The sequence below is a fragment of the Pseudomonas sp. S5D5 genome, from assembly GCF_003013355.1.
In the GTDB taxonomy this organism is placed as follows: Bacteria; Pseudomonadota; Gammaproteobacteria; order Pseudomonadales; family Pseudomonadaceae; genus Aquipseudomonas; species Aquipseudomonas aylmerensis.
The window spans coordinates 1694935-1718334 of record NZ_PTEO01000001.1; the positions used below are offsets into that span (position 1 = coordinate 1694935).

Annotated in this window: 17 protein-coding genes and 1 pseudogene; 8 read left to right on the plus strand and 10 right to left on the minus strand. The window is 61.1% G+C overall.

Features of this window, described 5'->3' with window-relative positions; genetic code table 11:
- Positions 1-71 precede the first annotated feature (71 nt).
- Positions 72-863, minus strand: coding sequence for a CPBP family intramembrane glutamic endopeptidase (locus C9990_RS08145; protein WP_065909622.1), 792 nt, complete (start codon positions 861-863; stop codon positions 72-74).
- Positions 864-1284: 421 nt separating this feature from the next.
- Between C9990_RS08145 and C9990_RS08150 the strand changes: the two genes are divergently transcribed.
- Positions 1285-2145: a DMT family transporter gene (locus C9990_RS08150; RefSeq protein ID WP_106802988.1), complete on the plus strand. Its 861-nt coding sequence runs from the start codon at positions 1285-1287 to the stop codon at positions 2143-2145.
- A 66-nt stretch (positions 2146-2211) separates the two neighbouring features.
- Here the strand turns inward: C9990_RS08150 and C9990_RS08155 are convergent.
- Positions 2212-3103 (minus strand): annotated as a pseudogene (locus C9990_RS08155) (DMT family transporter).
- 64 nt (positions 3104-3167) lie between these two features.
- Positions 3168-4793 carry a methyl-accepting chemotaxis protein gene (locus C9990_RS08160; protein ID WP_106802989.1) on the minus strand — a complete coding sequence of 542 codons (1626 nt, stop codon included), beginning with the start codon at positions 4791-4793 and terminating at the stop codon, positions 3168-3170.
- A gap of 392 nt (positions 4794-5185) precedes the next feature.
- On the opposite strand from C9990_RS08160, the gene aceK reads away from it, so the two are divergent.
- Positions 5186-6907 (plus strand): bifunctional isocitrate dehydrogenase kinase/phosphatase, encoded by a 1722-nt coding sequence (gene aceK, locus C9990_RS08165; protein ID WP_106802990.1) that lies wholly within the window; start codon positions 5186-5188, stop codon positions 6905-6907.
- A gap of 73 nt (positions 6908-6980) precedes the next feature.
- On the opposite strand, the gene C9990_RS08170 is transcribed toward aceK, so the two are convergent.
- Positions 6981-7595, minus strand: coding sequence for a hypothetical protein (locus C9990_RS08170; RefSeq protein ID WP_065909632.1), 615 nt, complete (start codon positions 7593-7595; stop codon positions 6981-6983).
- Positions 7596-8369: 774 nt separating this feature from the next.
- Between C9990_RS08170 and hrpA the strand changes: the two genes are divergently transcribed.
- The 4 genes from hrpA (at position 8370) to C9990_RS08190 (ending at position 14947) form a co-directional block, all read left to right on the plus strand.
- On the plus strand, positions 8370-12281 hold the full coding sequence (gene hrpA / locus C9990_RS08175) for an ATP-dependent RNA helicase HrpA (protein ID WP_106802991.1): 3912 nt from the start codon (positions 8370-8372) through the stop codon (positions 12279-12281).
- Between the two features lie 531 nt (positions 12282-12812).
- The gene (locus tag C9990_RS08180) at positions 12813-13934 is read left to right on the plus strand and encodes a beta-ketoacyl-ACP synthase III (protein WP_065909636.1); all 1122 of its coding nucleotides are present in this window, start codon (positions 12813-12815) and stop codon (positions 13932-13934) included.
- A gap of 159 nt (positions 13935-14093) precedes the next feature.
- Complete coding sequence (locus C9990_RS08185; protein ID WP_106802992.1) at positions 14094-14708, plus strand: RNA polymerase sigma factor; 615 nt, start codon at positions 14094-14096, stop codon at positions 14706-14708.
- Positions 14702-14947, plus strand: a complete 246-nt coding sequence (locus C9990_RS08190) for a zf-HC2 domain-containing protein (protein ID WP_106802993.1) — start codon at positions 14702-14704, stop codon at positions 14945-14947. Before C9990_RS08185 ends, C9990_RS08190 begins: the two co-directional genes overlap by 7 nt.
- A gap of 107 nt (positions 14948-15054) precedes the next feature.
- On the opposite strand, the gene C9990_RS08195 is transcribed toward C9990_RS08190, so the two are convergent.
- Complete coding sequence (locus C9990_RS08195) at positions 15055-16401, minus strand: putative porin (RefSeq protein WP_065909643.1); 1347 nt, start codon at positions 16399-16401, stop codon at positions 15055-15057.
- Between the two features lie 283 nt (positions 16402-16684).
- On the opposite strand from C9990_RS08195, the gene C9990_RS08200 reads away from it, so the two are divergent.
- A complete protein-coding gene (locus tag C9990_RS08200; RefSeq protein ID WP_106805613.1) occupies positions 16685-17809 on the plus strand; it encodes a GNAT family N-acetyltransferase in 1125 nt (374 codons plus the stop codon).
- A 10-nt stretch (positions 17810-17819) separates the two neighbouring features.
- Here C9990_RS08200 and aqpZ read toward each other — a convergent pair whose 3' ends face one another.
- From aqpZ to C9990_RS08225, 5 genes are all read right to left on the minus strand, one after another.
- Positions 17820-18521, minus strand: coding sequence for an aquaporin Z (gene aqpZ / locus C9990_RS08205; RefSeq protein WP_065909644.1), 702 nt, complete (start codon positions 18519-18521; stop codon positions 17820-17822).
- Between the two features lie 271 nt (positions 18522-18792).
- Complete coding sequence (locus tag C9990_RS08210) at positions 18793-20625, minus strand: ABC transporter ATP-binding protein (protein ID WP_065909647.1); 1833 nt, start codon at positions 20623-20625, stop codon at positions 18793-18795.
- Positions 20626-20707: 82 nt separating this feature from the next.
- On the minus strand, positions 20708-21271 hold the full coding sequence (locus C9990_RS08215) for a peptidylprolyl isomerase (RefSeq protein ID WP_065909649.1): 564 nt from the start codon (positions 21269-21271) through the stop codon (positions 20708-20710).
- 3 nt (positions 21272-21274) lie between these two features.
- Positions 21275-22078 (minus strand): alpha/beta fold hydrolase, encoded by an 804-nt coding sequence (locus tag C9990_RS08220; protein WP_106802994.1) that lies wholly within the window; start codon positions 22076-22078, stop codon positions 21275-21277.
- Positions 22079-22092: 14 nt separating this feature from the next.
- Positions 22093-23016 (minus strand): LysR family transcriptional regulator, encoded by a 924-nt coding sequence (locus C9990_RS08225; protein ID WP_065909653.1) that lies wholly within the window; start codon positions 23014-23016, stop codon positions 22093-22095.
- Between the two features lie 49 nt (positions 23017-23065).
- Here C9990_RS08225 and C9990_RS08230 point away from each other — a divergent pair, with 49 nt between their 5' ends.
- Positions 23066-23380: a 3-phosphoglycerate kinase gene (locus C9990_RS08230; RefSeq protein ID WP_065909655.1), complete on the plus strand. Its 315-nt coding sequence runs from the start codon at positions 23066-23068 to the stop codon at positions 23378-23380.
- Positions 23381-23400: the final 20 nt, after the last annotated feature.

Below are 23400 nucleotides of genomic sequence, written 5' to 3' on the forward strand. Positions count from 1 at the left end.
TTGTTCAATCCGCAAGGCTTTCAGGGGGTATCGGCCATGGCGGGCATTTATTTAACTTATTTTTGCAACAATCATCCCGCCAGCATCGGGTAGGTAAACAACCCGAAGTGAAGCAGGTTCAAGCCAAAGTGCGTGGCAATCGCTGCACCCAGGCCACCGAAGCGATAGGCCAGGCCATATCCGACCCCGGCAATGCTCGCCAGCAACACCCAGTGCCAGCCCGCGCCCAGGTGCACCAGGCCGAACAGCAGTGAAGCCAGCAACAGCGCCAGGTTCTCGCCGTAAGGCAGATGCTGGAAGCGCTGGCGCAGGCCGCCCTGGATGTAGCCACGAAACAGTGCCTCTTCCACCAGGGTTACCAGCAGCAGGTTGTTGAGCACCCACAGCCAGGCCTGTTCCGGCCATTTCGGCGCCCAACTGATCACCCCCAGCAAGGCGGCGCCACCGAGTGCAGCTATGGCCGTGAGGGTCAGGGCCAGGGCCGTCACACACAGCGACAGGCGCAGGCTGCGCCGCGCCACAATCCACGGGCAGGCCAACAGCAGCCAGAAGCCGATCAGCGGTTTGTCCTGGTTCAGGTACATCGAGAAGGGCACGGCGTCGGGGGTGAATTGCTGCGAGCCGATGCCGCGCCCGTTGTAGAACCCCGGCAGCCAGTGCATGGCCAGGCTCACGGCGAGGACGATAAACAAACCATGACCGAGGTAACGGGCCCACGGCGTGCGCTGCTGGCGTACCGCGTACCCGGCGATCAGCAGCAGGGCCACGGACACCAGCGCCAGCGCGCCGAGTTGCCCGTAGGCCAGGGCCATCACATAGCCAATGGAAAGAAGCGCCAGGTACAGCCAGGGCAATGCGAGCATGGGAAATCCTTGGAAAAAAATCGGGCGCATTATAGCGACGCCCCCACGCCATCACTGTGAAAACTGCGCCAGGCAAAAACGCGTTGGCCAAGTCATTGCCATACCTGTCGCCGGCTGGGTATAGTCGGCGCGTCTTTATCCCTTCAAAAAGATCAGCACATGCCAGCTTCCTTGCGCATAGCGGTAGTCGATTCAGCGGTCAACGCTGCGGTCGTGCCGTGCGAGGACAAGCAGCCTGCGCAGATCAGCCACTACCCCCCACCTGTCAGTAGCACGCCGGTGTACGCAGTCGTATCACCGCCGGGTGTTGGCATTTCGGGCTGATCAGCAATTCGCTGTGCCCCTCTGCCTGCCTGAAAAAAACCTACTGAGTTTCAGCTTCAGCTGAATTGGCTTTTTTGCCTGATTACAGGTGGTAACCATGTCTGTCATTTCGAAACAATCCGTGGCCGCGGCGGCCTCGACGAGCCTGTTCGTCCTGCTCTGGAGCAGTGGTGCGATCTTCTCCAAGCTGGGCCTGGCCCATGCTTCGCCCTTTGCGTTTTTGCTCATCCGTTTTGCCATCGCCCTGGTGGGCCTGGTGTTCCTGGTGCCGATCCTCAAGTTGCAATTGCCGCGCCCCGGCAAGCCGATGCTGTACGCGGCGGCGACCGGGCTGGTGTTGTTGGGGGCGTACCAGATTTTCTACCTGCTGGCCCTGGATCTCAAAGTCACGCCCGGAATGATGGCCACCATCATGGGGGTGCAGCCGATCCTCACGGTGGTGCTGATGGAGCGCCAGCGTTCCTGGCGGCGGCTGTTTGGCCTCGGGCTGGGCCTGGCGGGGTTGATCATGGTGGTCTACCAGGGCATCGGGCTGGCGGGCATGTCCCTGGCCGGGATGCTGTTCGGGCTGCTGGCCCTGGCGAGCATGACCTTTGGCTCGATCATGCAAAAGCGCATCACCGACAACCCATTGGGCACGCTGCCCGTGCAGTACCTGGCGGGCTTGCTGCTGTGTTCGGTGTTTGTGCCGTTCCAGCCGTTCCATTTTGAACACAGCGCCGGCTTTTACCTGCCGGTACTGTGGATGGGCGTGGTGGTGTCGTTATTGGCGACTCTGCTGCTGTACCGCTTGATCGCCCGCGGCAACCTGGTGAATGTCACCAGCCTGTTCTACCTGGTGCCGGCGGTGACGGCGGTGATGGACTACCTGATCTTCGGCAACCGGCTCGCGCTGCTGAGCCTGCTGGGGATGGGATTGATCATCATCGGCCTGGTGTTCGTCTTCCGTAAGGCCTGACACCACCCCCGTCCTGTAGGAGCGCGGCTTGCCGGCGATGAACGCCATCGTCGGCAAGCCGGGTTCCTACAGGATTTTTCTCGGCCGCAAGACCAGCCACAACGCCCCCGCGATCAACACTCCGCCATACACGTGCGCCATCGACAGCGGCTCATCCAGCAGCAACGCGCCCCACAGCACGCCGAATGGCGGAATCATGAAGGTCACGGTCATCGACTTGACCGGCCCGATGGATGACAGCAGGCGGAAATAAAGGATGTAGGCAAGTGCCGTGCACACCAGTCCCAACCCCAGCAGCGACAACCACACCTGCCACCCACCCCAACTGGCGGGCGGGCGGCTGGCTGATCGCGCTGTAGGCAAAGAACGGCAACAGGAACAGGGTGGCGCCGAGCATGCTGCCCAAGGCCGACAGGCGGCTGTCCAGGCCACCGCGCTGGTCCAGCCAGCGCCGTGCCAGGAACCCGGCAAACCCATAACAGGTCGTCGCCAGCAGGCAGGCCAGCGCGCCCATCAACAACTCCAGGTCGAACGCCACCGGCCCCGCGCGGGTCAGCACGCCCACGCCCAGCAGGCCCAGGCACACCCCGGCGACTTTCGAAGGCGTGAGGCGCTCGCTGAAGAACAGCCCGCCAATCAGCACGCCCATCAGCGGCGTGGTGGCATTGAAGATCGCCGAGTAACCCGCCGGCAGCACCTGGGCCGCCACCGAGTACATGGTCGCCGGGATCCCGGAGTTGATCACCCCCAGCAGCAGGACCGTCTTGAACTTGCCCTGGAAATCCCAGCTCACCCGCATCAGCGCCAGGATGACCAGCAACCCGGCGGCGGCAATCGACACGCGGAAAAACGCGGTCGGCACGCTGCCGATCTCCGGCGCGATGATGCGCATGAACAGAAAGCTCGCGCCCCAGATGGCGGCGAGCCCGAGCAAATACAGGGTGTCGACAGGTCTCACGGAAAACTCCTACGCGAACAAGGCCGCGAGTGTGCCCAGTGACTTGGCCCTGCACAATCACTGTTTAAAGGATAAACCGCGTCACCATGCCATTGAGGTCCACCGCCAGGCGCGACAGTTCCTGGCTGGCCGCCGAGGTCTGCGTGGCGCCGGCGGCGGTCTGGGTGGACAGGTCGCGAATGTTCACCAGGCTGCGGTCCACATCGCGCGCCACCAGCGCCTGCTGCTCGGCGGCGCTGGCAATGACCAGGTTGCGCTCGCTGATCTGCGAAATCGCCGCGGTGATTTTTTCCAGCGCGCTGCCGGCACTGTTGGCCCGCTGCAGCGTCTGGCCGGCGTGTTCGGCACTGCTGTTGAGCGCGTCGACGGTGTCCTGGGTGCCTTGCTGGATGCCGGTGATCATCTGCTCGATTTCTTCGGTGGAGTCCTGGGTGCGCTGCGCCAGCGAGCGCACTTCATCGGCGACCACCGCAAAACCACGCCCGGCCTCACCCGCACGGGCGGCTTCGATGGCGGCGTTGAGCGCCAGCAGGTTGGTTTGCCCGGCGATGCCACGAATCACTTCCAGCACTTTGCTGATGTCCTGGGCCTGCACGGCCAGGCCTTCGGCCTTGTTCGACGCGCCGAGCACTTCATCCACCAGGTTCTGGATCGAACTGATGGTTTCGCTGATCTGGTAGTGGCCGTGCTTGCTGTCTTCATCGGAAGCCTTGGAGGCTTCGGCGCTGGACACTGCGTTGCCGGCCACCTCGTCCACTGCTGAACTCATTTCGGTCACGGCCGTCGCGGCCTGTTCGATTTCATCGTTCTGTGCCTGCAGGCCACGGGTGCTCTGCTCCATCACCGAGCTCATCTCTTCGGCGGCGGAAGCCAGTTGTTGGGCGGATTCGCTGATGCCACGAATGGTGCTTTGCAACTGTTCCTGCATGGTCGCCAGGGCGCCCAGCAGTTGCGCCGGCTCGTCATGGCCGTGCACCACGATCGGCTGGCTGAGGTCGCCGCCGGCGATGGTCCGCGCCACGATCAACGCCTGGCCGAGCGGCGCGGTGATGCTGCGGGTCAGCAGCCACGCCAGCAGCAAGGTGGCAATCAGCGCGACCACGATGATCAGCCCGACAACCCACTGCGCGCTCGAATAGGTCTCGGCAGCCGCGTCGGCTGCCGCTTCGACACCTTTCTGGTTGAACGCGATCAGGTCTTCCAGGTTCTGGTTGAGGGCCATGCCCTGGGGGGCCAGGCGCACGTTCAGCAGGTCGATGGCGTCTTGTTGCTGGTCCTTGTCGACCAGGGCAACCATCTGGCCGACGGTGCCCAGGTAGGTCGCCACATTGCTTTTTGCCTGCTGGAGCATTTCACGCTCTGCATCGTTGTTCAGCAGGCTTTCGTGACGCTCCAGCAGCGCTTGCAATTCACTGGTGTTGCGCGTGATCAAGGCCCTGCTGGTGTCGCGTATCCGCGATTCATCGGTGGTGACCAGGCGCAGGCCTTCCAGGCGAATGTTGGCGACGTAGGCGGCGATGTCGTGGGCGTTCTCGATGCTCGGCATCCAGGCGTCTTCGATGACCAGCGCGCTCTCGCGCAGCTTGGCCATCTGGCCCAGGCCAAACAGGCCGACAATCACCAGCAGACTGGCCAATACCCCAAAGCTCAATCCGGCACGCAGGCCGATTTTCATATTCCTCAATGACATCTCAATGCTCCTTGGGCAATTAAAACCTGATCCCGGATCGGTCTTTGGACCTTGTTAGGGTGGGAAAGGGCGCGCTATATATCAAAGTGCCATCAAGGTGGTAATCAGGGTTTCCCTTAGTTGGATCCAAAGCTCTGCTAGGGGTATGTACCCTCGAGGCGCCGCGCGATTTTCCTGGTTCACGCTGGCAGGCCACGTCGATGAAGGCCTGGAGTGAAAACGGCGTGCGACTTTTTGGTGCGTTTATTGACCGGACAGTCGAAATAAATAAATTGAAAATAAATGTACAAAGTGAACGAAGTTGTACAACGGGGCGCTGAAAGTCACCCTTCTCCTGTCTCACTACACTGGCTAAGCTCAGGACTTCCCGATGCCCGTTCGAGGTTTCCCGCATGTCGCTCACCACGCCCGCACTCGCCATTGCCCGCACGATCCTTGAAGGGTTCGACGACTACCGTGAGCACTTTCGCCAGATCACCGACGGTGCCCGCGAGCGTTTCGAAAAGGCCCAGTGGCAATTGGGGCAGGCGGCCTCGGCGGCGCGTATCAACCTGTATGAAGAGAAGGTCGGCGAGGTGACCGCACGCCTGCGGGCAAATTTTGCCGACGCGGCATTGCTCGATATAGAGGTGTGGCCGTTGGTGAAAAGCGCCTACATCGGCCTGATCGACCTGCGTTTCGACGATGAGCTGTCCGAGACCTGGTACAACTCGATTTTCTGCGGCCTTTTCAGCCATGACCTGATCAGCGATGGCTGCATGTTTATCCACACCACCCGGCCCAGCCTGCGCCGGGCACGGGCGGCGCAGACGCGCACGTATACGCCGGGCGGCCAGATCGCCGAGATGCTGGCGCAGATCTTCGCCGATTACCGTTTCAGCGAACCCTACGCGGACCTCGCCGCCGACCTGCGCCGCCTCGAAGTGCAACTGCGCGAAAACCTGCCGGACTGGGTATGCAAGGACCCGGACCTCAACGTCGAGCTGTTTTCCTCGGTGCTTTACCGCAACAAGGGCGCCTACCTTGTAGGACGTATCTACACCCGCGACGAGCAGTGGCCGTTGGTGATCCCGCTGCTGCACCGTGAAGGGCAGGGCATCCAGATTGATGCACTGATCACCGACGAAGCCGATGTGTCGATCATCTTTTCATTTACCCGTTCCTACTTCATGGTCGACGTGCCGGTGCCGGCGGAATTCATCGGTTTTCTCAAGCGCATCCTGCCGGGCAAGCACATTGCGGAGCTGTACACCTCCATCGGCTTCTACAAGCACGGCAAATCCGAGTTCTACCGCGCGCTGATCAACCACCTGGCGACCACCGACGACCGCTTTATCATGGCCCCCGGCGTGCGTGGCATGGTCATGAGCGTGTTTACGCTGCCCGGCTTCAACACCGTGTTCAAGATCATCAAGGACCGCTTTTCGCCGTCGAAAAACGTCAACCGCGCCACGGTGATCGAGAAGTACCGCCTGGTCAAAAGCGTCGACCGCGTCGGGCGCATGGCCGACACCCAGGAATTCGCCGACTTCCGCTTCCCCTTGAGCAAATTCGAGCCGGAGTGCCTGGCCGAGCTGCTCGAAGTCGCCGCTGGCACCGTCGAAGTCGAAGGCGACACTGTGCTGATTCGCCACTGCTGGACCGAACGGCGCATGACCCCGCTCAACCTTTATCTCGACAACGCCAACGACGCCCAGGTGCGCGAAGCCCTGGAAGACTACGGCCTGGCGATCAAGCAACTGGCGGCGGCGAATATTTTCCCCGGCGACATGCTGCTGAAGAACTTCGGCGTCACCCGCCACGGCCGCGTGGTGTTCTACGACTACGACGAAATCTGCTTTCTCACCGAAGCCAACTTCCGCCATATTCCTGCGCCGCGCACGCCCGAGGACGAAATGGCCTCTGAACCCTGGTACTCCATCGGCCCGCTGGACGTGTTCCCGGAAGAATTTCCGCCGTTCCTGTTCGCCGATGCGGGCCAGCGCAAGTTGTTCAATGAACTGCATGGCGAGTTGTACAACGCCGATTACTGGAAAAGTTTGCAGGACGCGATTCGCGCGGGGAAGGTGATTGATGTGTTTCCGTATCGGCGTAAAGAACGCACTCACTCCTGAGGAGTGAGTGCGCCTGTGGACGAAAACAGCAGCGTTCCTGGTGTCGTTATTTAAATTTCGACCGGGCAGGGCATTATGTTTTGCGGTTTTCCTTGCGTATTTCGCCAAACCAAGGCGTGCCGCGACCCATCAGCGTTAAGGCCTCGAGGGCTATCTCCCCATCTGCTCCGTTGACTTTTGCTTCTGACTGTTTGAATCCGTTTTTTTCCCATTCAGGAATTCGTTCAGTCTTAAAAGCGCCCTTTTCCGCTTGTCTATATAAGCCCATCATTGACTTATTGTATTCGGCGTCAAGTTGTTTGTGTGCGTGTGAATTAGTTATTCTCTTCAGTGGATTTTTACTTTCCGGCGTGTCTTCACTTTTTCTGATGATTTGCTCCAGTAAATTGGTCGGCTTCTGGAAAAGCTCCTTAGGTAGATCCGGGCGCGAGTACTTATTCGCCATTCCCTCCAGCGTTTCTTTGGTCTTCTTTAATTGATCAAGTTCTTTTTGCTTGGCCGGACTCATTGCTGAGAGTGGCTGTTTGGCGATGAGCGGGGTCCACGAGCTGCTACTGGTAGCGGGGGTGTCCTGCTCCCAGGAGCTTTTTCGTCTGTAGGTTTCAGGCGCGATACTTTGGTGTTTAGTGGCGTATCGTCCAGCGTAGTCGCTGGGGCTGTAGCTATAACGACCGGAGTCAATGGGCATACTAAGGTCCTTTAACGAGCGAGCTCGATATGTCTAGTGGTGCATCACCGTGAATCGCTCGGCTATAGAGCGAACATGAAATTTATTTCTCGATTTGCCTGGCTCGGGGTCATAGTCATTAAATAGCCTTTAAATGAAATAGAGGACACCTCTGTGTTTTCTTGTGCGGACCTGCGCTGCTCATCCGAGCCGTCATTTTAAACGCGAGACAATAAGCTCATCAGTCCGTTCGTAACGCTGTTTGCGATTCGATTCGCCGTCAGGTTGGTGGCCGGCGCGGATGGATCATGGCTATTACGGGGCGAAGGCTGAATGCCTGTTGCTTGCGCAGGTTCATAGAGCGGCGGGCTCTCAGGGCGCATTACTCCAGCGTTAGAGGGCGTGCCAGTTGCTTGCGCATAGCTCGCAAGATGTTCATAGGGCGGCGGGCTCTCAGGGCGCATTGCTTCAGCGTAAGAGGGCGGGTTATCTGGGCGCGTAGTGGTCGGCGGGATCAGCATGGAAGCTCCGGTTCACGTTAAAAAATAGAAGCTGTTGTCTGGAAGTCTCATTTAACCTTTCCTATGCCCTCCACCCCATCGGACTTCTGCTGTTAAAAACGCCGAATGATCCACTCAATGTCGTAGTAAATGTCGCCGTAAGCGGTAGGTCACGTCAGTCATGATTGACTGACCGTCTCCCTACTTGTCGAAATCTGCGACAATCCCCATCCTCTCTGATGACTTACGCTGCGCAGGCCTCACCTGCCTCACCCAAAAGACCCTTGCCGCCCTGATGACTGACCAAGCGCCCGCTATCGACCAACTGCTGAAAAACCTCGATCACGCCATGCTCGCCGACCGCCACCGCTTGCGGCGGCAGTTGCTCGAGCTGCGCAAGAAACCCGACGAGGAGAAGTTGGCGCAGTGGGTGACGCGCATGCAGGCGTCCTGTGCCCAGGTGACGGCACGGCGCGCCAGCCTGCCGGTGATTCGTTACGACGACAGCCTGCCGATTGCGGCCAAGCGTGACGAGATCAAGGATGCGCTGAACAAGCATCAGGTGCTGATCATTGCCGGTGAAACCGGCTCGGGTAAAACCACTCAGTTGCCGAAGATCTGCCTGGAAATCGGCCGCGGCCAGTACGGCCTGATCGGCCATACCCAGCCGCGCCGGATTGCCGCGCGCAGCGTTGCCAGCCGGGTTGCCGAAGAGTTGGCGACGCCATTGGGCGCGCTGGTCGGTTATCAGGTGCGCTTTGAAGACCAGAGCGATTCCAACACTCTGATCAAGCTGATGACCGATGGCATCCTGCTCGCCGAAACCCAGAACGATCGGTATCTGGAACGCTACGACACAATCATCGTCGACGAAGCCCACGAACGCAGCCTCAATATCGACTTCCTGCTGGGTTACCTGAAAACCCTGCTGCCGCGTCGCCCCGACCTGAAAGTTATCATCACGTCGGCGACCATCGACCTGGAGCGTTTCTCCAAGCATTTCGACGATGCACCGATTGTCGAAGTGTCGGGCCGCACCTTCCCGGTCGATACCTGGTACCGCCCGCTGACCCTGGAGCAGGACGAGGAAGGCAACCGCGTCGAGGACGACCTGACAGTCGACCAGGCGATCCTCGCCACCCTCGATGAAATTGCCGCCTATGAGCGCAGCGAGCGCCGCAGCCCCGGCGACGTGCTGGTGTTTTTGCCCGGCGAGCGCGAGATCCGTGACGCTGCCGAGATGCTGCGCAAGGCCCAGCTCAAGCACACCGAAATTTTGCCGTTGTACGCGCGGCTGTCGCCGGCCGAACAGCAGCGGATTTTCCAGTCCCACCCTGGACGGCGCGTGGTACTGGCGACCAACGTCGCCGAAACCTCGCTGACCGTGCCGGGCATCCGCTATGTCATCGACAGCGGCACCGCGCGCATCAGCCGCTACAGTTACCGCGCCAAAGTGCAGCGCCTGCCGATAGAGGCGATTTCCCAGGCCAGTGCCAACCAGCGTAAGGGCCGATGCGGGCGGGTTGAGCCGGGCATCTGCGTGCGCTTGTACAGCGAAGAGGATTTTATCGCCCGTCCGGAATTCACCGACCCGGAGATCCTGCGTACCAACCTCGCCGCCGTGATCCTGCAGATGCTGCACCTGCGCCTGGGCGAAATCACCGATTTCCCGTTTATCGAGCCGCCGGATGGCAAGGCGATCAGCGACGGTTTCAATTTGCTGCAAGAACTCTCGGCGGTAGACCGCAACAGCCAGTTGACGCCGCTGGGCCGCCAACTGGCGCGCCTGCCGGTGGACCCGCGCATGGGCCGCATGCTGCTGGAAGCGGCCAAGCTCGGCAGCCTGCAGGAAGTGTTGATTGTCGCCAGCGCCATGTCGATCCAGGATCCGCGCGAGCGTCCGCCGGAACGCCAGCAAGCCGCCGACCAGGCGCACGCCCAGTGGAAAGACGCCGACTCGGACTTCGCCGGGTTGGTCAATTTGTGGCGCGGCTTTGAAGAGCAGCGCCAGGCATTGACCGCCAGCCCGCTGCGCAACTGGTGCCGCAAGAACTTCCTGAATTATCTGCGCCTGCGCGAGTGGCGTGATTCCCACCGCCAGTTGAGCCTGATCTGCCGCGACATGCAGCTGACCGTCAATAAAGAGCCGGCGGACTTCCCGAAACTGCACAAGGCGGTGCTGTCCGGCCTGCTCAGCCAGATCGGCCAGAAGACGGAAGAGGGCGATTATCTCGGTGCACGCCAGCGACGCTTCTGGATTCACCCGTCCTCGGGCATCGGCAAGAAGCGCCCGCAATGGCTGATGACCGCCGAACTGGTGGAAACCACCAAGCTCTACGCGCGCATGGTGGCGAAGATCGATGCCGACTGGATCGAGCCGCTGGCCGGGCACCTGATCAAGAAAAACCACTTTGAACCGCATTGGGAAAAGAAGCGCGGCCAGGTCGTCGCCTTTGAACAGATCACCCTCTTCGGACTGATCGTGGTCGGGCGTCGTCCGGTGCATTACGGGCCGATTGACCCGGTGGTGTCGCGCGAGCTGTTTATCCGCGAAGGCCTGGTGCGTGGCGAAATTCAGTCGCGGGCCAAGTGCCTCACGGCCAATCAGCAACTGCTTGAACAGCTCGATGAGCTGGAGGCCAAGGCGCGCCGGCGGGATATTCTCGCCGACGAAGAAACCCTGTACGCCTTCTACGATGCGCGCCTGCCGGCGGAGATCCACCAGACCGCCACGTTCGACAGCTGGTACAAGGTCAACAGCCAGAAAGACCCGCAGCTGCTGATCATGCGCGAAGAAGACGTGCTGGCTCGCGAGGCCAGCGAGGTCACCGCCGCGCATTATCCGGACACCCTGCACCTGGGCGACCTAGCGCTGGCCTTGAGTTACCACTTCGAGCCCAATCATCCACGCGACGGCGTAACCCTGCGCGTCCCCGCACCGCTGCTGCCGGCGTTGCCGCCGGAGCGCCTGGAATGGCTGGTGCCCGGGGTGATCGAAGCCAAATGTATCGCGCTGGTGCGCAACTTGCCGAAGGCGTTGCGCAAGAACTTCGTACCGGTGCCGGATTTCGTCAAGGCGGCATTGCAGCGCATTGAATTCGGCCAGGGCTCGCTGCCCCAGGCCCTGGGCCGGGAACTGTTGCGCATGACCGGCGCACGGGTCAGCGATGAAGCCTGGGCCGAGGCCGCGCAGCAGGTGGACAGCCACCTGAAGATGAACCTGGAAGTGGTCGATGGCGAGGGTAAGTTCCTCGGCGAAGGCCGCGACCTGGCCGAGCTGACGGCACGTTTTGCGCAAGCCAGCCAAGCGGCCTTGGCGGTACCGCAGACGGCGAAGAGCCAGCAGCCGGTGGAGGCCAAGGTGTTCGCCGCGGTGGCCGAGAAGACCCAGCAGAACATCGCCGGCCTGTCGATGACTGTCTATCCGGCGCTCGTGGAGGAAAACGGCACGGTCAAGGAAGGGCGTTTCTCCACCGCTGCCGAAGCCGAGTTCCAGCATCGCCGCGCGTTGCAGCGCCTGCTGATGCAGCAACTGGCGGAACCGGCGAAATTCCTGCGCGGCAAATTGCCCGGCCTCACTGAATTGGGCCTGATGTACCGCGAACTGGGGCGCATCGACGCGCTGGTCGAAGACATCCTGCTGGCCAGCCTCGACAGCTGCGTGCTGGAAGGCGAAGCGAGCTTGCCGCGTGACGGCGCCGGCCTCGCCGCGTTGGCCGAACGCAAGCGTGGCAGCTGGACCGAACATGCCGAACGCCTGGCACGCTTGACCCTGGAGGTGTTGAAACTCTGGCACGGCCTGCAAAAGCGCTTCAAGGGCAAGATCGACCTGGCCCAGGCGGTGGCCCTCAACGACATCAAGCAACAATTGAGTAACCTGGTGTATCCCGGTTTTGTGCGCGAAACCCCGGCGCAGTGGTTCAAGGAGCTGCCGCGATTCCTCAAGGCCATCGAATTGCGTCTGGAGAAACTGCCGAGCCAGGTGCAAAAGGATCGGGTGTGGAGCACCGAACTGAGCGGCCTGTGGGCGCAATACCAGAACCGCCTGAACAAACACACCCAGGAAGGCAAGCGCGACCCGCAGTTGGAGCTCTATCGCTGGTGGCTGGAGGAATATCGGGTGTCGTTGTTTGCCCAGCAGCTCGGCACCAAAGTGCCGATTTCCGACAAGCGCCTGAGCAAGCAATGGAGCCTGGTCGAGGCTTGAAATTGTGGTGAGCGGGTTTGCTAAGGCTGGCGGGCTTGTTGTGGCAGATGGGTTTTCTTGGTGGTGAGCGGCCTTTTTGTGGTGAGCAGGCTTGCCCTGCGTTGGGCTGCGCAGCAGCCCTAAAACCAGCTCACCGGATCTATCTGGCAGACCGAAGAGGTTGGACTGGGGCTGCTGCGCAGCCCAACGCAGGGCAAGCCTGCTCGCCACAACAAGCCTGCTCACCACAACAAGCCTGCTTGCCACCACAGGCTCGCCAGCCACAACAAGGCCGCTCATCAAGACAAGCCTGCTTGCCACAGGGCCAACACCACTGCACAGCAGGTTTATCGGGCACATGGCGCCAAATCCCAGGGTTTGTGGCAAACTTCGCGGTTATAAATGCCGGGATCGTCGGGATGGGCTGGCGTACAGCCACGGCGCGATGGAATAAAGCGTTGCCAGTTTGATGCCGCTGGACGGAATCGAACGACTTACAGTTTGGTACGACGGTACCAATATCTTCTGCCTGACAGATTTAGAGGAACGACCGTGCATAACGTCGTCATCAGCGGCACTGGCCTGTATACCCCGGCCAACAGCATCTCCAACGAAGAGCTGGTGCAGTCTTTCAATACCTACGTGCAGCAGTTCAACGCCGACAACGCCGCCGCCATCGAGCGTGGTGACGTTCAGCCGCTGACCGAATCCAGCGCCGCCTTTATCGAAAAAGCCTCGGGCATCAAGAGCCGCTTTGTCATGGACAAGGACGGCATTCTCGACCCGCAGCGCATGGCCCCGCGTCTGCCCGAGCGCAGCAATGACGAGTGGTCGGTGCTTTGCCAGATGGCCGTCGGCGCTGCCGAACAGGCCCTGCAGCGCGCCGGCAAGACCGCCGCCGACATCGACGGCGTGATCGTCGCCTGCTCCAACCTGCAGCGCGCCTACCCGGCCATTGCCATCGAAGTCCAGGAAGCCCTGGGCATCGAAGGATTCGGTTTCGACATGAACGTGGCGTGTTCCTCGGCGACCTTTGGCATCCAGAACGCCGCCAACAGCATTCAGCTGGGCCAGGCGCGGGCGATCCTGATGGTCAACCCGGAGGTCTGCACCGGCCACCTGAACTTCCGTGACCGCGACAGCCACTTCATCTTCGGCGACGCCGCCACCGCGGTGATCCTCGAGCGTGCCGACCTGGCCACCTCCGAGCACCAGTTCGACGTGGTCAGCACCAAGCTGCTGACCAAGTTCTCGAACAACATCCGCAACAACTTCGGCTTCCTCAACCGCGCGGCGGAAGAGGGCATCGGCGCGCCCGACAAGCTGTTCGTGCAGGAAGGCCGCAAAGTGTTCCGCGATGTCTGCCCGATGGTCGCCGAGCTGATCGGTGTGCACCTGGAAGAAAACCAGTTGAACGTGGCAGACGTGAAGCGCTTCTGGCTGCACCAGGCCAACCTGAGCATGAACCACCTGATTGTGAAGAAACTGCTGGGCCGCGAAGCCTCGGTGGAAGAAGCGCCGGTGATCCTCGATACTTACGCCAACACCAGCTCGGCCGGCTCGGTGATTGCGTTCCACACCTACCAGGACGACCTGCCCAAGGGCGCTGTCGCTGTACTCAGTTCGTTTGGCGCAGGCTATTCGATCGGTAGCGTGATCCTGCGCAAGCGCTGATCTACCGGGGTAACGCCGTCCCTGTAGGCGACGGCTTGCCAGCGATCGCATCAGCGCGGTGCGGCTGAATCACCCAGGTGCCTGCATCGCTGGCAAGCCAACTCCTACCAGGGCCTGGTTGCTGCATTAGCGGGCTTGCACAGTGGAATCGAGGTAGACATGGCAGCAGCGGACGACGCGCACCTGCTTGAACGTTTGCTCAAGGGTGAGCAGCGGGCCTACAAGGAATTGGTCACCACCTATCAAAGCGCGATGCGCGCGGTGGCCTATGCCATTGTCGGGCAGCGCCATGCCGACGAGGTGGTGCAGGACGCCTGGCTGTCGGTGGTGCGCAACCTGTCCCGGTTCGAGGGGCGCTCCAGCCTCAAGACCTGGCTGCTGACCATCACGGCCAACGCCGCCAAGGGTCGCTATAAGCAGAATCGCCGGGAAGTGCTGCTCGACGACCTGCCTTCGCCCCATGGCACCATTGGCGACGACCGTTTCACCCCCGATGATGGCCACTGGGCCGTCGCGCCCTACGCCTGGCACCAGGACACCCCGGAAGCCCTGCTGACCGAGGATGAACTGCGCAAGTGCCTGGAGCATACGTTGCTGAACCTGTCCGATTTGCAAAGCAGCGTGCTGGTATTGCGCGAACGCCAGGGCCTGGAGTTGGAAGAGATCTGTAATCTTCTGACACTCTCGCTCTCCAATGTCCGTGTGCTGTTGCATCGAGCACGGCTTAAAGTCTTCGCCACGGTGGAGCATTTTGAGGAAACGGGCGAATGTTGACCTGTAAAGAGCAAGTGGCGCGGTCCAGTGACTATCTCGATGGGCAATTGACCTTTCGCGAGCGTCTGCTGGTGCGTCATCACTTGATGTTCTGCCCGAACTGCCGACGGTTCATCCGTCAGATGCGCCTGATGCAGGCGACGCTGAAGATCATGCCGCAAGCGCCGGTAAAGGATGTGGATGCCTTGGCGCAGCGCCTGGCTGACGAGCGACTCAAGGATCAGAAAGACGGGGAATAGGCAGGCTCGCGTGGGTGGGGCGAACGGATGATGGGGATCTCCCCGCCCACGCAAGACTGTTACAACCACCTCGGGCCGTCCTGGCCCAAGGCGTTCAACGCTGACACTTAGAACTTGGCTTCTGCATCCAGCTGCAGGGTGTTGGCGTTCGCGTCGCGGTAGCCCGGGGCGCTGGCGTAATCGGCCTTGGTCAGGAAGTACGTGGCGCCGATGGCGAAGTTCTTGTCGATGTCGTAGCCGACCTTGAACTTGTGACCGCGCGCACCGGTGAAGCCGCCGGCGAAATCGGAGTCGGTGAAGGCGCCAACCACTGCGTAGCGCTGTACGTCGCGGTAGTTGTAGTCCAGGTTGAAGCCGAACACCTTGGACTTGGCACCCAGCAACCAGGCAGTGTCCTGATCTTTTTGAGTGGCTTCGTTGTTCTTCACGTATTGACCGTAGAACGACAACGGTACGGCCAGGCCGCCGATATCGACTTGGCTGAAGCCTTCATACAAACGGTACTCGCTGGCATTGCCGGCTGCGGTGTTGGCAATGGTTTCGGCCGGCGTCAGGCATTGAGTCGAGCCAGCGGTGGGGCAGCGGCTGTCCTGGTCGTTCTGAAAGGCGTAGACGCTGCCACCCAGGGTGACTTTCAGGTTGTCGGTGAGGGAGAAACGCGAGCCCAACTGGCCGGCCGTCATGCGCAGGTCATTGCGAAATTGCACGCCTTCGCCGTTGACGTTGTCCTTGAGGGTGTAGTTACCCAGGCTGCCGAACAGCTCGGCGCTGGTGCCCAATGGGTATTTGTAGGTCACCGCCAGGCCTTCCGGGTTGACATCGCTGTCCCAGATCACGTCGCCCATGCTGACCCAGGGTTGCAGCATCTTGCCGCCAATCACGTGCAGGTTCTTGATCTGGTCCGGGTGATAGTCGATGTAGCCGAGGTCCAGCCACAGCGACTTCTTGTTGAAGTAGCTGTCCAGGTCCTGGTTGGTGGAGCGCGCGTCTTCGCTGTTGCCGGTGGCGATACGGATACCGGTGTCGACCTGCGAGTTGATTTCGGTATAGGCGCCCAGGCGGGCACGGATGCGCTGGCGATCCTTGTCCTTGCCACCGTTGTTGGGGGTGCCGTCGATCTTGACGGTTTCCTGGCGGAAACGCACATCACCCTTGAGCTGGGTCTTCGCGGCCCAGGCCAGCTTCTGGTCGAACACGCTGAGGTCGTTGGTTTTTTTCGCGGTGGCCGCGATCTGTTCGTTGGTCTCTTGTTGAGCTTGCTGTGCGATCTGCTTTTCTTTCTGATCCTTGGCCAGTTCCGCTTGCAGCTCGGTGTACTGCGCCGCAGTGATCTGGCCATTGGCCTTGAGCATGTCGAGCAATTTAGCGTCGACTGCAGCGCTGGCCGGAACGCTCAGGGCCAGTAACAGGCCGCCGCACAGGACCGCCGCAGTTTTAGTGGAAGCAAGACGCATATCAATCTCCGAAAGTGAGGAGGGATGGCAAACCATCCAGGACACAACCGACCGATGACGGACGGAAAAATAACCACCTGTTAGAACCAGGCGCTCTAAAAACAGGCGTCAGTATCACGATCGTTTATGACGCAACAGTGGCGAAGTGATGTCATCTAGATGACAAATTATTTAAGAATGGAACTATCGGATTAGAGCCTTGTCGGGCGATTTGAGGGTGTGCTGGGCTCGGCGATAAGCGATACTCGCGAGGCTTTCACGCCATGACGTAGTGAGGATGCCGATGCCGTTGCAACGCCTGGACAGCCTGTCCGAAATCGCCCCGCAGGTTTGGGATGCACTGGTGCCGCAGGCCCAACCTTTCGTGCGACACGCTTTCCTCAGCGCGCTGGAAGACAGCGCAAGCCTGGGCCCGCAATCGGGCTGGCAACCGGAGCACCTGTTGCACTGGGAGGGCGATCGGCTGGTGGCGGCCTTGCCCAGTTATCGCAAGTGGCATTCCTATGGCGAGTACGTGTTCGACCACGGCTGGGCGGATGCCTGTGAGCGGGCGGGCATCGACTATTACCCCAAGCTGTTGACGGCCGTGCCGTTCAGTCCGGTCAGCGGGCCGCGCCTGCTGGCGGCCAATGCCGAGGACGGGTTTGAACTGCTCAACAGCCTGCCGGGCTATCTGGAAATCGAGGGCCTCTCCAGCGCCCATATCAACTTCACCGACGCGTTGGCCGATGATGCGCTGGCTCGGCAACCCGGCTGGTTGCAGCGCCTGGGGTGCCAATTTCACTGGCAGAACCGTGGCTACTGCGACTTCCAGGATTTCCTCGACGCGCTCAGTTCGCGCAAGCGCAAACAGATGCGCAAAGAACGCGAACAGGTGGCGGGGCAGGGCATCGACTTCGAGTGGCTGCAAGGCCATGAGCTGAGCGAAGCGCAATGGGATTTTGTCTACGCCTGCTACGCCAATACCTACGCCGTACGCCGCCAATCGCCCTACCTGACCCGCGCGTTTTTCAGCCTGCTGGCCGAACGCATGCCCGAGGCGATCCGAGTGGTGCTGGCCAAGCAAGGTAGTCGCCCGGTGGCCATGGCCTTCAGCCTGATCGGTGGCGACAGCTTCTACGGCCGCTACTGGGGCTGCCTGGCCGAGTTTGATCGACTGCATTTCGAAACCTGTTTCTACCAGGGCATGGACTACGCCATTGCCCACGGCCTGCAACGCTTCGACGCCGGCGCCCAGGGCGAGCACAAGCTGATTCGCGGGTTCGAGCCGGTGATTACCCGCTCATGGCACTACTTGCGTCATCCGGGGTTGAAGAATGCGGTCGAGGACTTCCTGGCACGCGAACAGGTGGGAATCCTGGCGTATGCCGAAGAAGCCTGGGCAGCCCTGCCGTATCGGCAGGGCTGACCGGTTTGCCTTAAGCCGGCTCCTCCTTGCCCAGCCATCGATAGGCCACGCCGGCTATCGCCGCACCCAGCAATGGCGCGAGCCAGAACATCCACAACTGCTGGATCGCCCACCCGCCCACGATCAGCGCCGGGCCCGTACTGCGGGCCGGGTTGACCGAGGTGTTGGTCACGGGGATGGAGATCAGGTGGATCAAGGTCAAGGCCAGGCCAATGGCGATGGGCGCGAGGCCCTTGGGCGCGCGATGGTCGGTGGCGCCGAGGATGATCAGCAGGAACATGGCTGTCATCACCAGCTCACAGACAAATCCCGCTGCCATTGAATAGCCGCCCGGCGAATGCTCGCCATAGCCGTTGGAGGCCAGGCCCGACGCGAGTTCAAACCCCGGTTTGCCGCTGGCAATGAAATACAGCAAGGCGGCGGCGAGTGTGCCGCCAATGACTTGAGCCACGATGTACGCCGGTAACTCCCTGGCCGGAAATCTTCCGCCCACGACCAGCCCCACCGAGACCGCCGGGTTGAGGTGACAACCACTGATGTGCCCGATGGCGACTGCCATGGTCAGCACCGTGAGCCCGAACGCCAGGGCCACCCCCAACAATCCGATCCCGACTGCAGGAAACGCTGCGGCCAACACCGCACTCCCGCAACCGCCCAACACCAGCCAAAACGTACCTAACCCCTCTGTGACTGAACGCTTGAACAAAGACATGCAACCCGTCCTTGATAGATCGCTCTACCCAATCCGTAAATCAGTGATGCTCCCTGCAGATTTACTTCAGCGCCCGTCTGGGCACTGCTCTGAAGTACAGCACGGATACGGCACAAATCCAGGCGAAAAAAAGCGCCAGCCCTTTGAAACAGAGGGCTGGCGCCGTTTTAACCTGGAGTCGGCTTGCCGGTGATGGCGCCCAAACACCTCGGTGATCTTTTGGGCCTCATCGCCGGCAAGCCGGCTACTACGGGGAGTTAACGGTGTTGTCTCAGTCGATGCCGACAAAACCGCCGGTCTGGTGCTGCCACAACCGCGCATACAAGCCGCCATGGGCCAGCAGTTCGGCATGGCTGCCACTTTCGGCAATCTGGCCTTTCTCCAGCACCACCAGGCGGTCCATGCGCGCGATGGTCGACAACCGGTGCGCAATCGCAATCACCGTCTTGCCCTGCATCAGGGTCTCCAGGCTTTCCTGGATCGCCGCTTCCACTTCCGAGTCGAGCGCTGAGGTGGCTTCGTCCATGATCAGAATCGGCGCATCCTTGAGCAACACGCGCGCAATCGCAATGCGCTGGCGTTGTCCGCCCGAGAGTTTGACCCCGCGCTCACCCACATGTGCATCCAGCCCGGTGCGGCCTTCGGAGTCGGACAGCAGCGGGATGAATTCATCGGCCCGCGCCTTGCGCACGGCGGCCCAGAGTTCTTCATCGGTGGCGTCCGGCTTGCCATACCGCAGGTTGTCGCGGATCGAGCGGTGCAGCAGCGAGGTGTCCTGGGTGATCATGCCGATCTGTTCGCGCAGGGTTTCCTGGGCCACCTCGGCGATGTCCTGGCCATCGATCAGGATGCGCCCGCCTTGCAGGTCGTACAGGCGCAGCAGCAAGTTGACCAGGGTCGATTTGCCCGCGCCGGAAGGGCCGATCAAGCCGATTTTCTCCCCGGCCTTGATGGTCAGGTTCAGGCCGCCAATGATCCCGCTCTTCTTGCCGTAGTGAAAATCCACCTGCTCGAAGCGCACTTCGCCGTGCGGCACGCTCAGGCGCGGGGCCTGGTCACGGTCGATTACGGCGAGCGGTTGGGCGATGGTCTTCAGGCCGTCCTGCACCATGCCGATGTTTTCGAAAATACCGTTGACCACCCACATGATCCAACCGGACATGTTGACGATCCGAATCACCAGGCCGGTGGCCAGGGCGATGGCGCCCACGGAGATCAGCGACTGGGTCCACAGCCACAGGGCCAGGCCGGTGGTGGTGACGATCAGCAGGCCGTTCATGGTGGTGATCACCACGTCCATGCTGGTGACCACGCGGCTGGCCAGCTGGGTTTTTTCGGTCTGCTCGATGATCGCTTCCTTGGCGTATTCCTGCTCGTATTGAGTGTGCGCGAACAGCTTCAAGGTGGTGATGTTGGTGTAGCCGTCGACGATGCGGCCCATCAGCTTGGAACGCGCCTCGGACGAGATCACCGAGCGTTCCTTCACGCGTGGCACGAAGTAGCGCAGCGCCAGGCTGTAGCCGATGATCCAGGTCACCAGCGGGATCATCAGGCGCCAGTCGGCCTCGGCAAACAGCACCAGGGAGCTGATGGCGTAGATCGCCACGTGCCAGATCGCATCGACCGCCGCCACGGCGGAGTCGCGCAGGGAATTGCCGGTCTGCATGATGCGCTGGGCGATGCGCCCGGCGAAGTCGTTCTGGAAGAAATTCAGGCTCTGCTTGAGCACATAGCTATGGTTCTGCCAGCGAATCAGGCTGGTCATGCCCGGGCTGATGGTCTGGTGTACCAGCAGGTCATGCAGGGCGCCGAAGATCGGGCGCAGCAGCAGGGCGACCACGGCCATCCAGATCAGCTCGGTGCTGTGCAGCTGGAAGAAGTTCGCCGGCGGCGTGCCTTGGGCCAGGTCGATGATGCGGCTCAGGTAGCTGAACAGCGCGACTTCGATCAGCGCACCGATCAGGCCCACCACCAGCAATGCGGCAAAACTCGGCCACACCTGGCGCAGGTAGTAGAGGTAGAAGGGCAGGACTTTATCGGGAGGGGCGGCGCTGGGCGCGTCGCGGAAAATATCGATCAGCTTTTCAAAACGACGATAGAGCATTAGGTTGACGCCCGCCTGGCGGGCTCTCCTGTTCAAATGCGCGCGCCGCCTCGTGGGCCGCGCGCGGAACTACCTGCAGACCTCAGTCGATGCGCTTGGCCGACTTGATCAGGACAGGATCGATTGGCACGTTCTGCATGCCTTGTTTGGTGGTGGTCTGCGAGTTGACGATGATGTCGACCACGTCCATGCCCTTGACCACTTTGGCGAATACGGCGTATCCGGCATCGCGGCCCGGGTCGAGGAAGGCATTGTCGGCCACGTTGATGAAGAACTGGCTGGTGGCCGAGTTCGGGTCATTGGTACGCGCCATGGACAAGGTGCCACGCACGTTATGCAGGCCGTTGCTGGCTTCGTTCTTGATCGGTGCTTCGGTCGGCTTCTGCGACATCGACTGGGTAAAGCCGCCACCCTGGACCATGAAGCCCGGGATCACACGGTGGAAAATCGTGTTGGTGTAGAAGCCCTTGTCGACATAGGCCAGGAAGTTCTTGGTACTGATCGGCGCCTTGACCGGGTCCAGTTCGATTTCAATCTCGCCGTTGGTGGTGGTGATCAGCACGTGAGGTGCCTTGGCGGGCTCGGCGGCCATCAGGTTGGCAGCGAACAGAACGGAACCGGCAAAGAAGGCGATTTTTTTCAGCATGGGTCAGTGATCCTGGGTAGTGGTTTCGACTGTCTCTAGAAAATCGAGCAGGGTGGTATTAAAGACTTCGGGTTGATCCAAGGGCGTGGCATGGCGTGAATCTTCGATCACCACCAGCCGCGCATCGGGCAGCAGTTTCACATAGTTTTCTTTGTGCGCCACGGGGGTGTAGTCGTGGTCGGCGCTGATGACCAGGGTTGGACAGGTAATTCTCGAAAGTCGTTCCTGTACGCCCCAGCCCACAATCGCATCGAAGCTGGCGAGATAAGCACGTTTGTCGTTTTTTGCCCAGCGTTCGGCCATCTTGCGCCGCAGGTCGGCCTGTTCCGGCTTGGGGAACAACCGGTCGCCGAGGGCCTTGCCGATGGTCGCGAGGCTGAGCACCCGGGCGAGCGTCCAGCGCTTGGCCCACCACCCGTATTCCTGGAGACTGCGCACCTTGACCTCGGGCGCGCTGTTGACGATGCACAGGCTCTTGACCCGTGCGGGTTCGTCCACCGCAAGTTGAAACGCGATCATGCCACCCATGGACAGCCCCACCACGTGCGCGCCGGGCAGGTCCAGATGCTCGATGAGCGCGAGCAGGTCGTTGGTGAAGCCCTGGATGCTGTAGCGCTCGCGGGGTTTGTCCGAACGGCCGTGGCCACGTACATCCACCACGATCAGCCGATACTGACGGGCCAGCACCGGGACCTGCAGCTCCCAATCCTGGCTGCTGGAGCCCAGGCCGTGGATCAGGATCAGCGGGCTGCCGCGACCGTATTGCGCGTAGTGCAGGTTGCATCCTTCATGTTCGAACCAGGCCATGGGTGAACTCCGTTTCAGGCTTGCTGGGGGGCCGCGAACGGTGCGTCCAGCGGCGCAGTGTCAAAGGTGCGCAGCAGTTCCACGAGGATCTGCGTGGCCGGGCCCAAGGGTTTGTCTTTGTTCGAGTAGAGATAGAACGTCGGGTTGCGGCTCCCGCCCTTTTCCAGGGGCAGTTGCTTGAGCAGGCCTTCCTTGAGCTCGCGCTCGATCAGGTGGCGGGGCAACCAGGCAAAGCCCAGGCCGCTGCTGACGAACGTGGCGGCGGTGGCCAGGCTGCCGACGGTCCAGCGCTGTTCGGCGCCGAGCCAACCCACATCCCGCGGCTGCTGGCGGCCAGAATCGCGGATCACCACCTGCATCTGGCTTTCGAGGTCCTGGAAGCTCAGTTCGCGGTTGAGCCGATGCAGGGGGTGATCGGGGTGAGCCACGGCGATGAATTCCACGTCGCTCATTTCCGTGCCCAGGTAACCCGGGATGATGAACCCACTGATGGCCAGGTCGGCCATGCCATCGAGCAACAGTTCTTCAACGCCCGACAGTACTTCTTCGCGCAGTCGCACGCGGCAACCGCGACTCTGCGGCATAAAGGCGGTGAGGGCACGCACCAGGCGCGCGTTGGGGTAGGCAGCGTCCACCACCAGGCGGACCTCGGCCTCCCAGCCCTGTTCCATATGATGGGCGAGGTCTTCCAATTGGCTGGCGTTTTTCACCAATTGCCGGGAGCGGCGCAACAGCACTTCTCCGGCGTCGGTGAGCACCGCCTTGCGCCCATCGATGCGCAGCAAGGGCACGCCGAGCTGGTCTTGCATGCGGGCCACGGTATAGCTCACCGAGGACTGCGAACGGTGCAGCGCTTCAGCCGCCTGGGCGAAGCCGCCGTGGTCGACCACGGCCTGCAGCGTGCGCCATTGATCGAGGGTAACGCGGGGCGCTTTCAAGATGGGCTCCTCTTGTCCTAAGCTGACAGTCCTTATTGGAGACTGCCGAATGAGAAAATTCTGTTGCGTGTTGCTGGCACTGCTGCCGATGACCGCGTTTGCCTACCCCATCGACGTGACTAAAAAGATCAATGGGGTACAAATCGATTACACCGCTTCCGATGTGGACGGCGACATCAGCTCGATCCAGCTCAATAACTACGGCACCCAGGATGCCGTGTGTTCGGTAACCTTTACCAACGGTCCGGAGTCTCCACGTCGCCGTACGGTGACGGTGCCCGCCGGCAAAAGCACCAACACCACGGTCAAGTTCAACCGCGCCATCATCAAGATGCGAATCGCCTTGGACTGTGCGCCGAAATAAAGCAGCAGAGCAGGTCGACA

Coding starts and splice junctions, on each gene's coding strand:
- C9990_RS08145 (WP_065909622.1), bottom strand. CDS start 863: ATGCTCGCATTGCCCTGGCTGTACCTGGCGCTTCTTTCCATTGGCTAT.
- C9990_RS08150 (WP_106802988.1), top strand. CDS start 1,285: ATGTCTGTCATTTCGAAACAATCCGTGGCCGCGGCGGCCTCGACGAGC.
- C9990_RS08160 (WP_106802989.1), bottom strand. CDS start 4,793: ATGTCATTGAGGAATATGAAAATCGGCCTGCGTGCCGGATTGAGCTTT.
- aceK (WP_106802990.1), top strand. CDS start 5,186: ATGTCGCTCACCACGCCCGCACTCGCCATTGCCCGCACGATCCTTGAA.
- C9990_RS08170 (WP_065909632.1), bottom strand. CDS start 7,595: ATGCCCATTGACTCCGGTCGTTATAGCTACAGCCCCAGCGACTACGCT.
- hrpA (WP_106802991.1), top strand. CDS start 8,370: ATGACTGACCAAGCGCCCGCTATCGACCAACTGCTGAAAAACCTCGAT.
- C9990_RS08185 (WP_106802992.1), top strand. CDS start 14,094: ATGGCAGCAGCGGACGACGCGCACCTGCTTGAACGTTTGCTCAAGGGT.
- C9990_RS08190 (WP_106802993.1), top strand. CDS start 14,702: ATGTTGACCTGTAAAGAGCAAGTGGCGCGGTCCAGTGACTATCTCGAT.
- C9990_RS08195 (WP_065909643.1), bottom strand. CDS start 16,401: ATGCGTCTTGCTTCCACTAAAACTGCGGCGGTCCTGTGCGGCGGCCTG.
- C9990_RS08200 (WP_106805613.1), top strand. CDS start 16,685: ATGCCGTTGCAACGCCTGGACAGCCTGTCCGAAATCGCCCCGCAGGTT.
- aqpZ (WP_065909644.1), bottom strand. CDS start 18,521: ATGTCTTTGTTCAAGCGTTCAGTCACAGAGGGGTTAGGTACGTTTTGG.
- C9990_RS08210 (WP_065909647.1), bottom strand. CDS start 20,625: ATGCTCTATCGTCGTTTTGAAAAGCTGATCGATATTTTCCGCGACGCG.
- C9990_RS08215 (WP_065909649.1), bottom strand. CDS start 21,271: ATGCTGAAAAAAATCGCCTTCTTTGCCGGTTCCGTTCTGTTCGCTGCC.
- C9990_RS08220 (WP_106802994.1), bottom strand. CDS start 22,078: ATGGCCTGGTTCGAACATGAAGGATGCAACCTGCACTACGCGCAATAC.
- C9990_RS08230 (WP_065909655.1), top strand. CDS start 23,066: ATGAGAAAATTCTGTTGCGTGTTGCTGGCACTGCTGCCGATGACCGCG.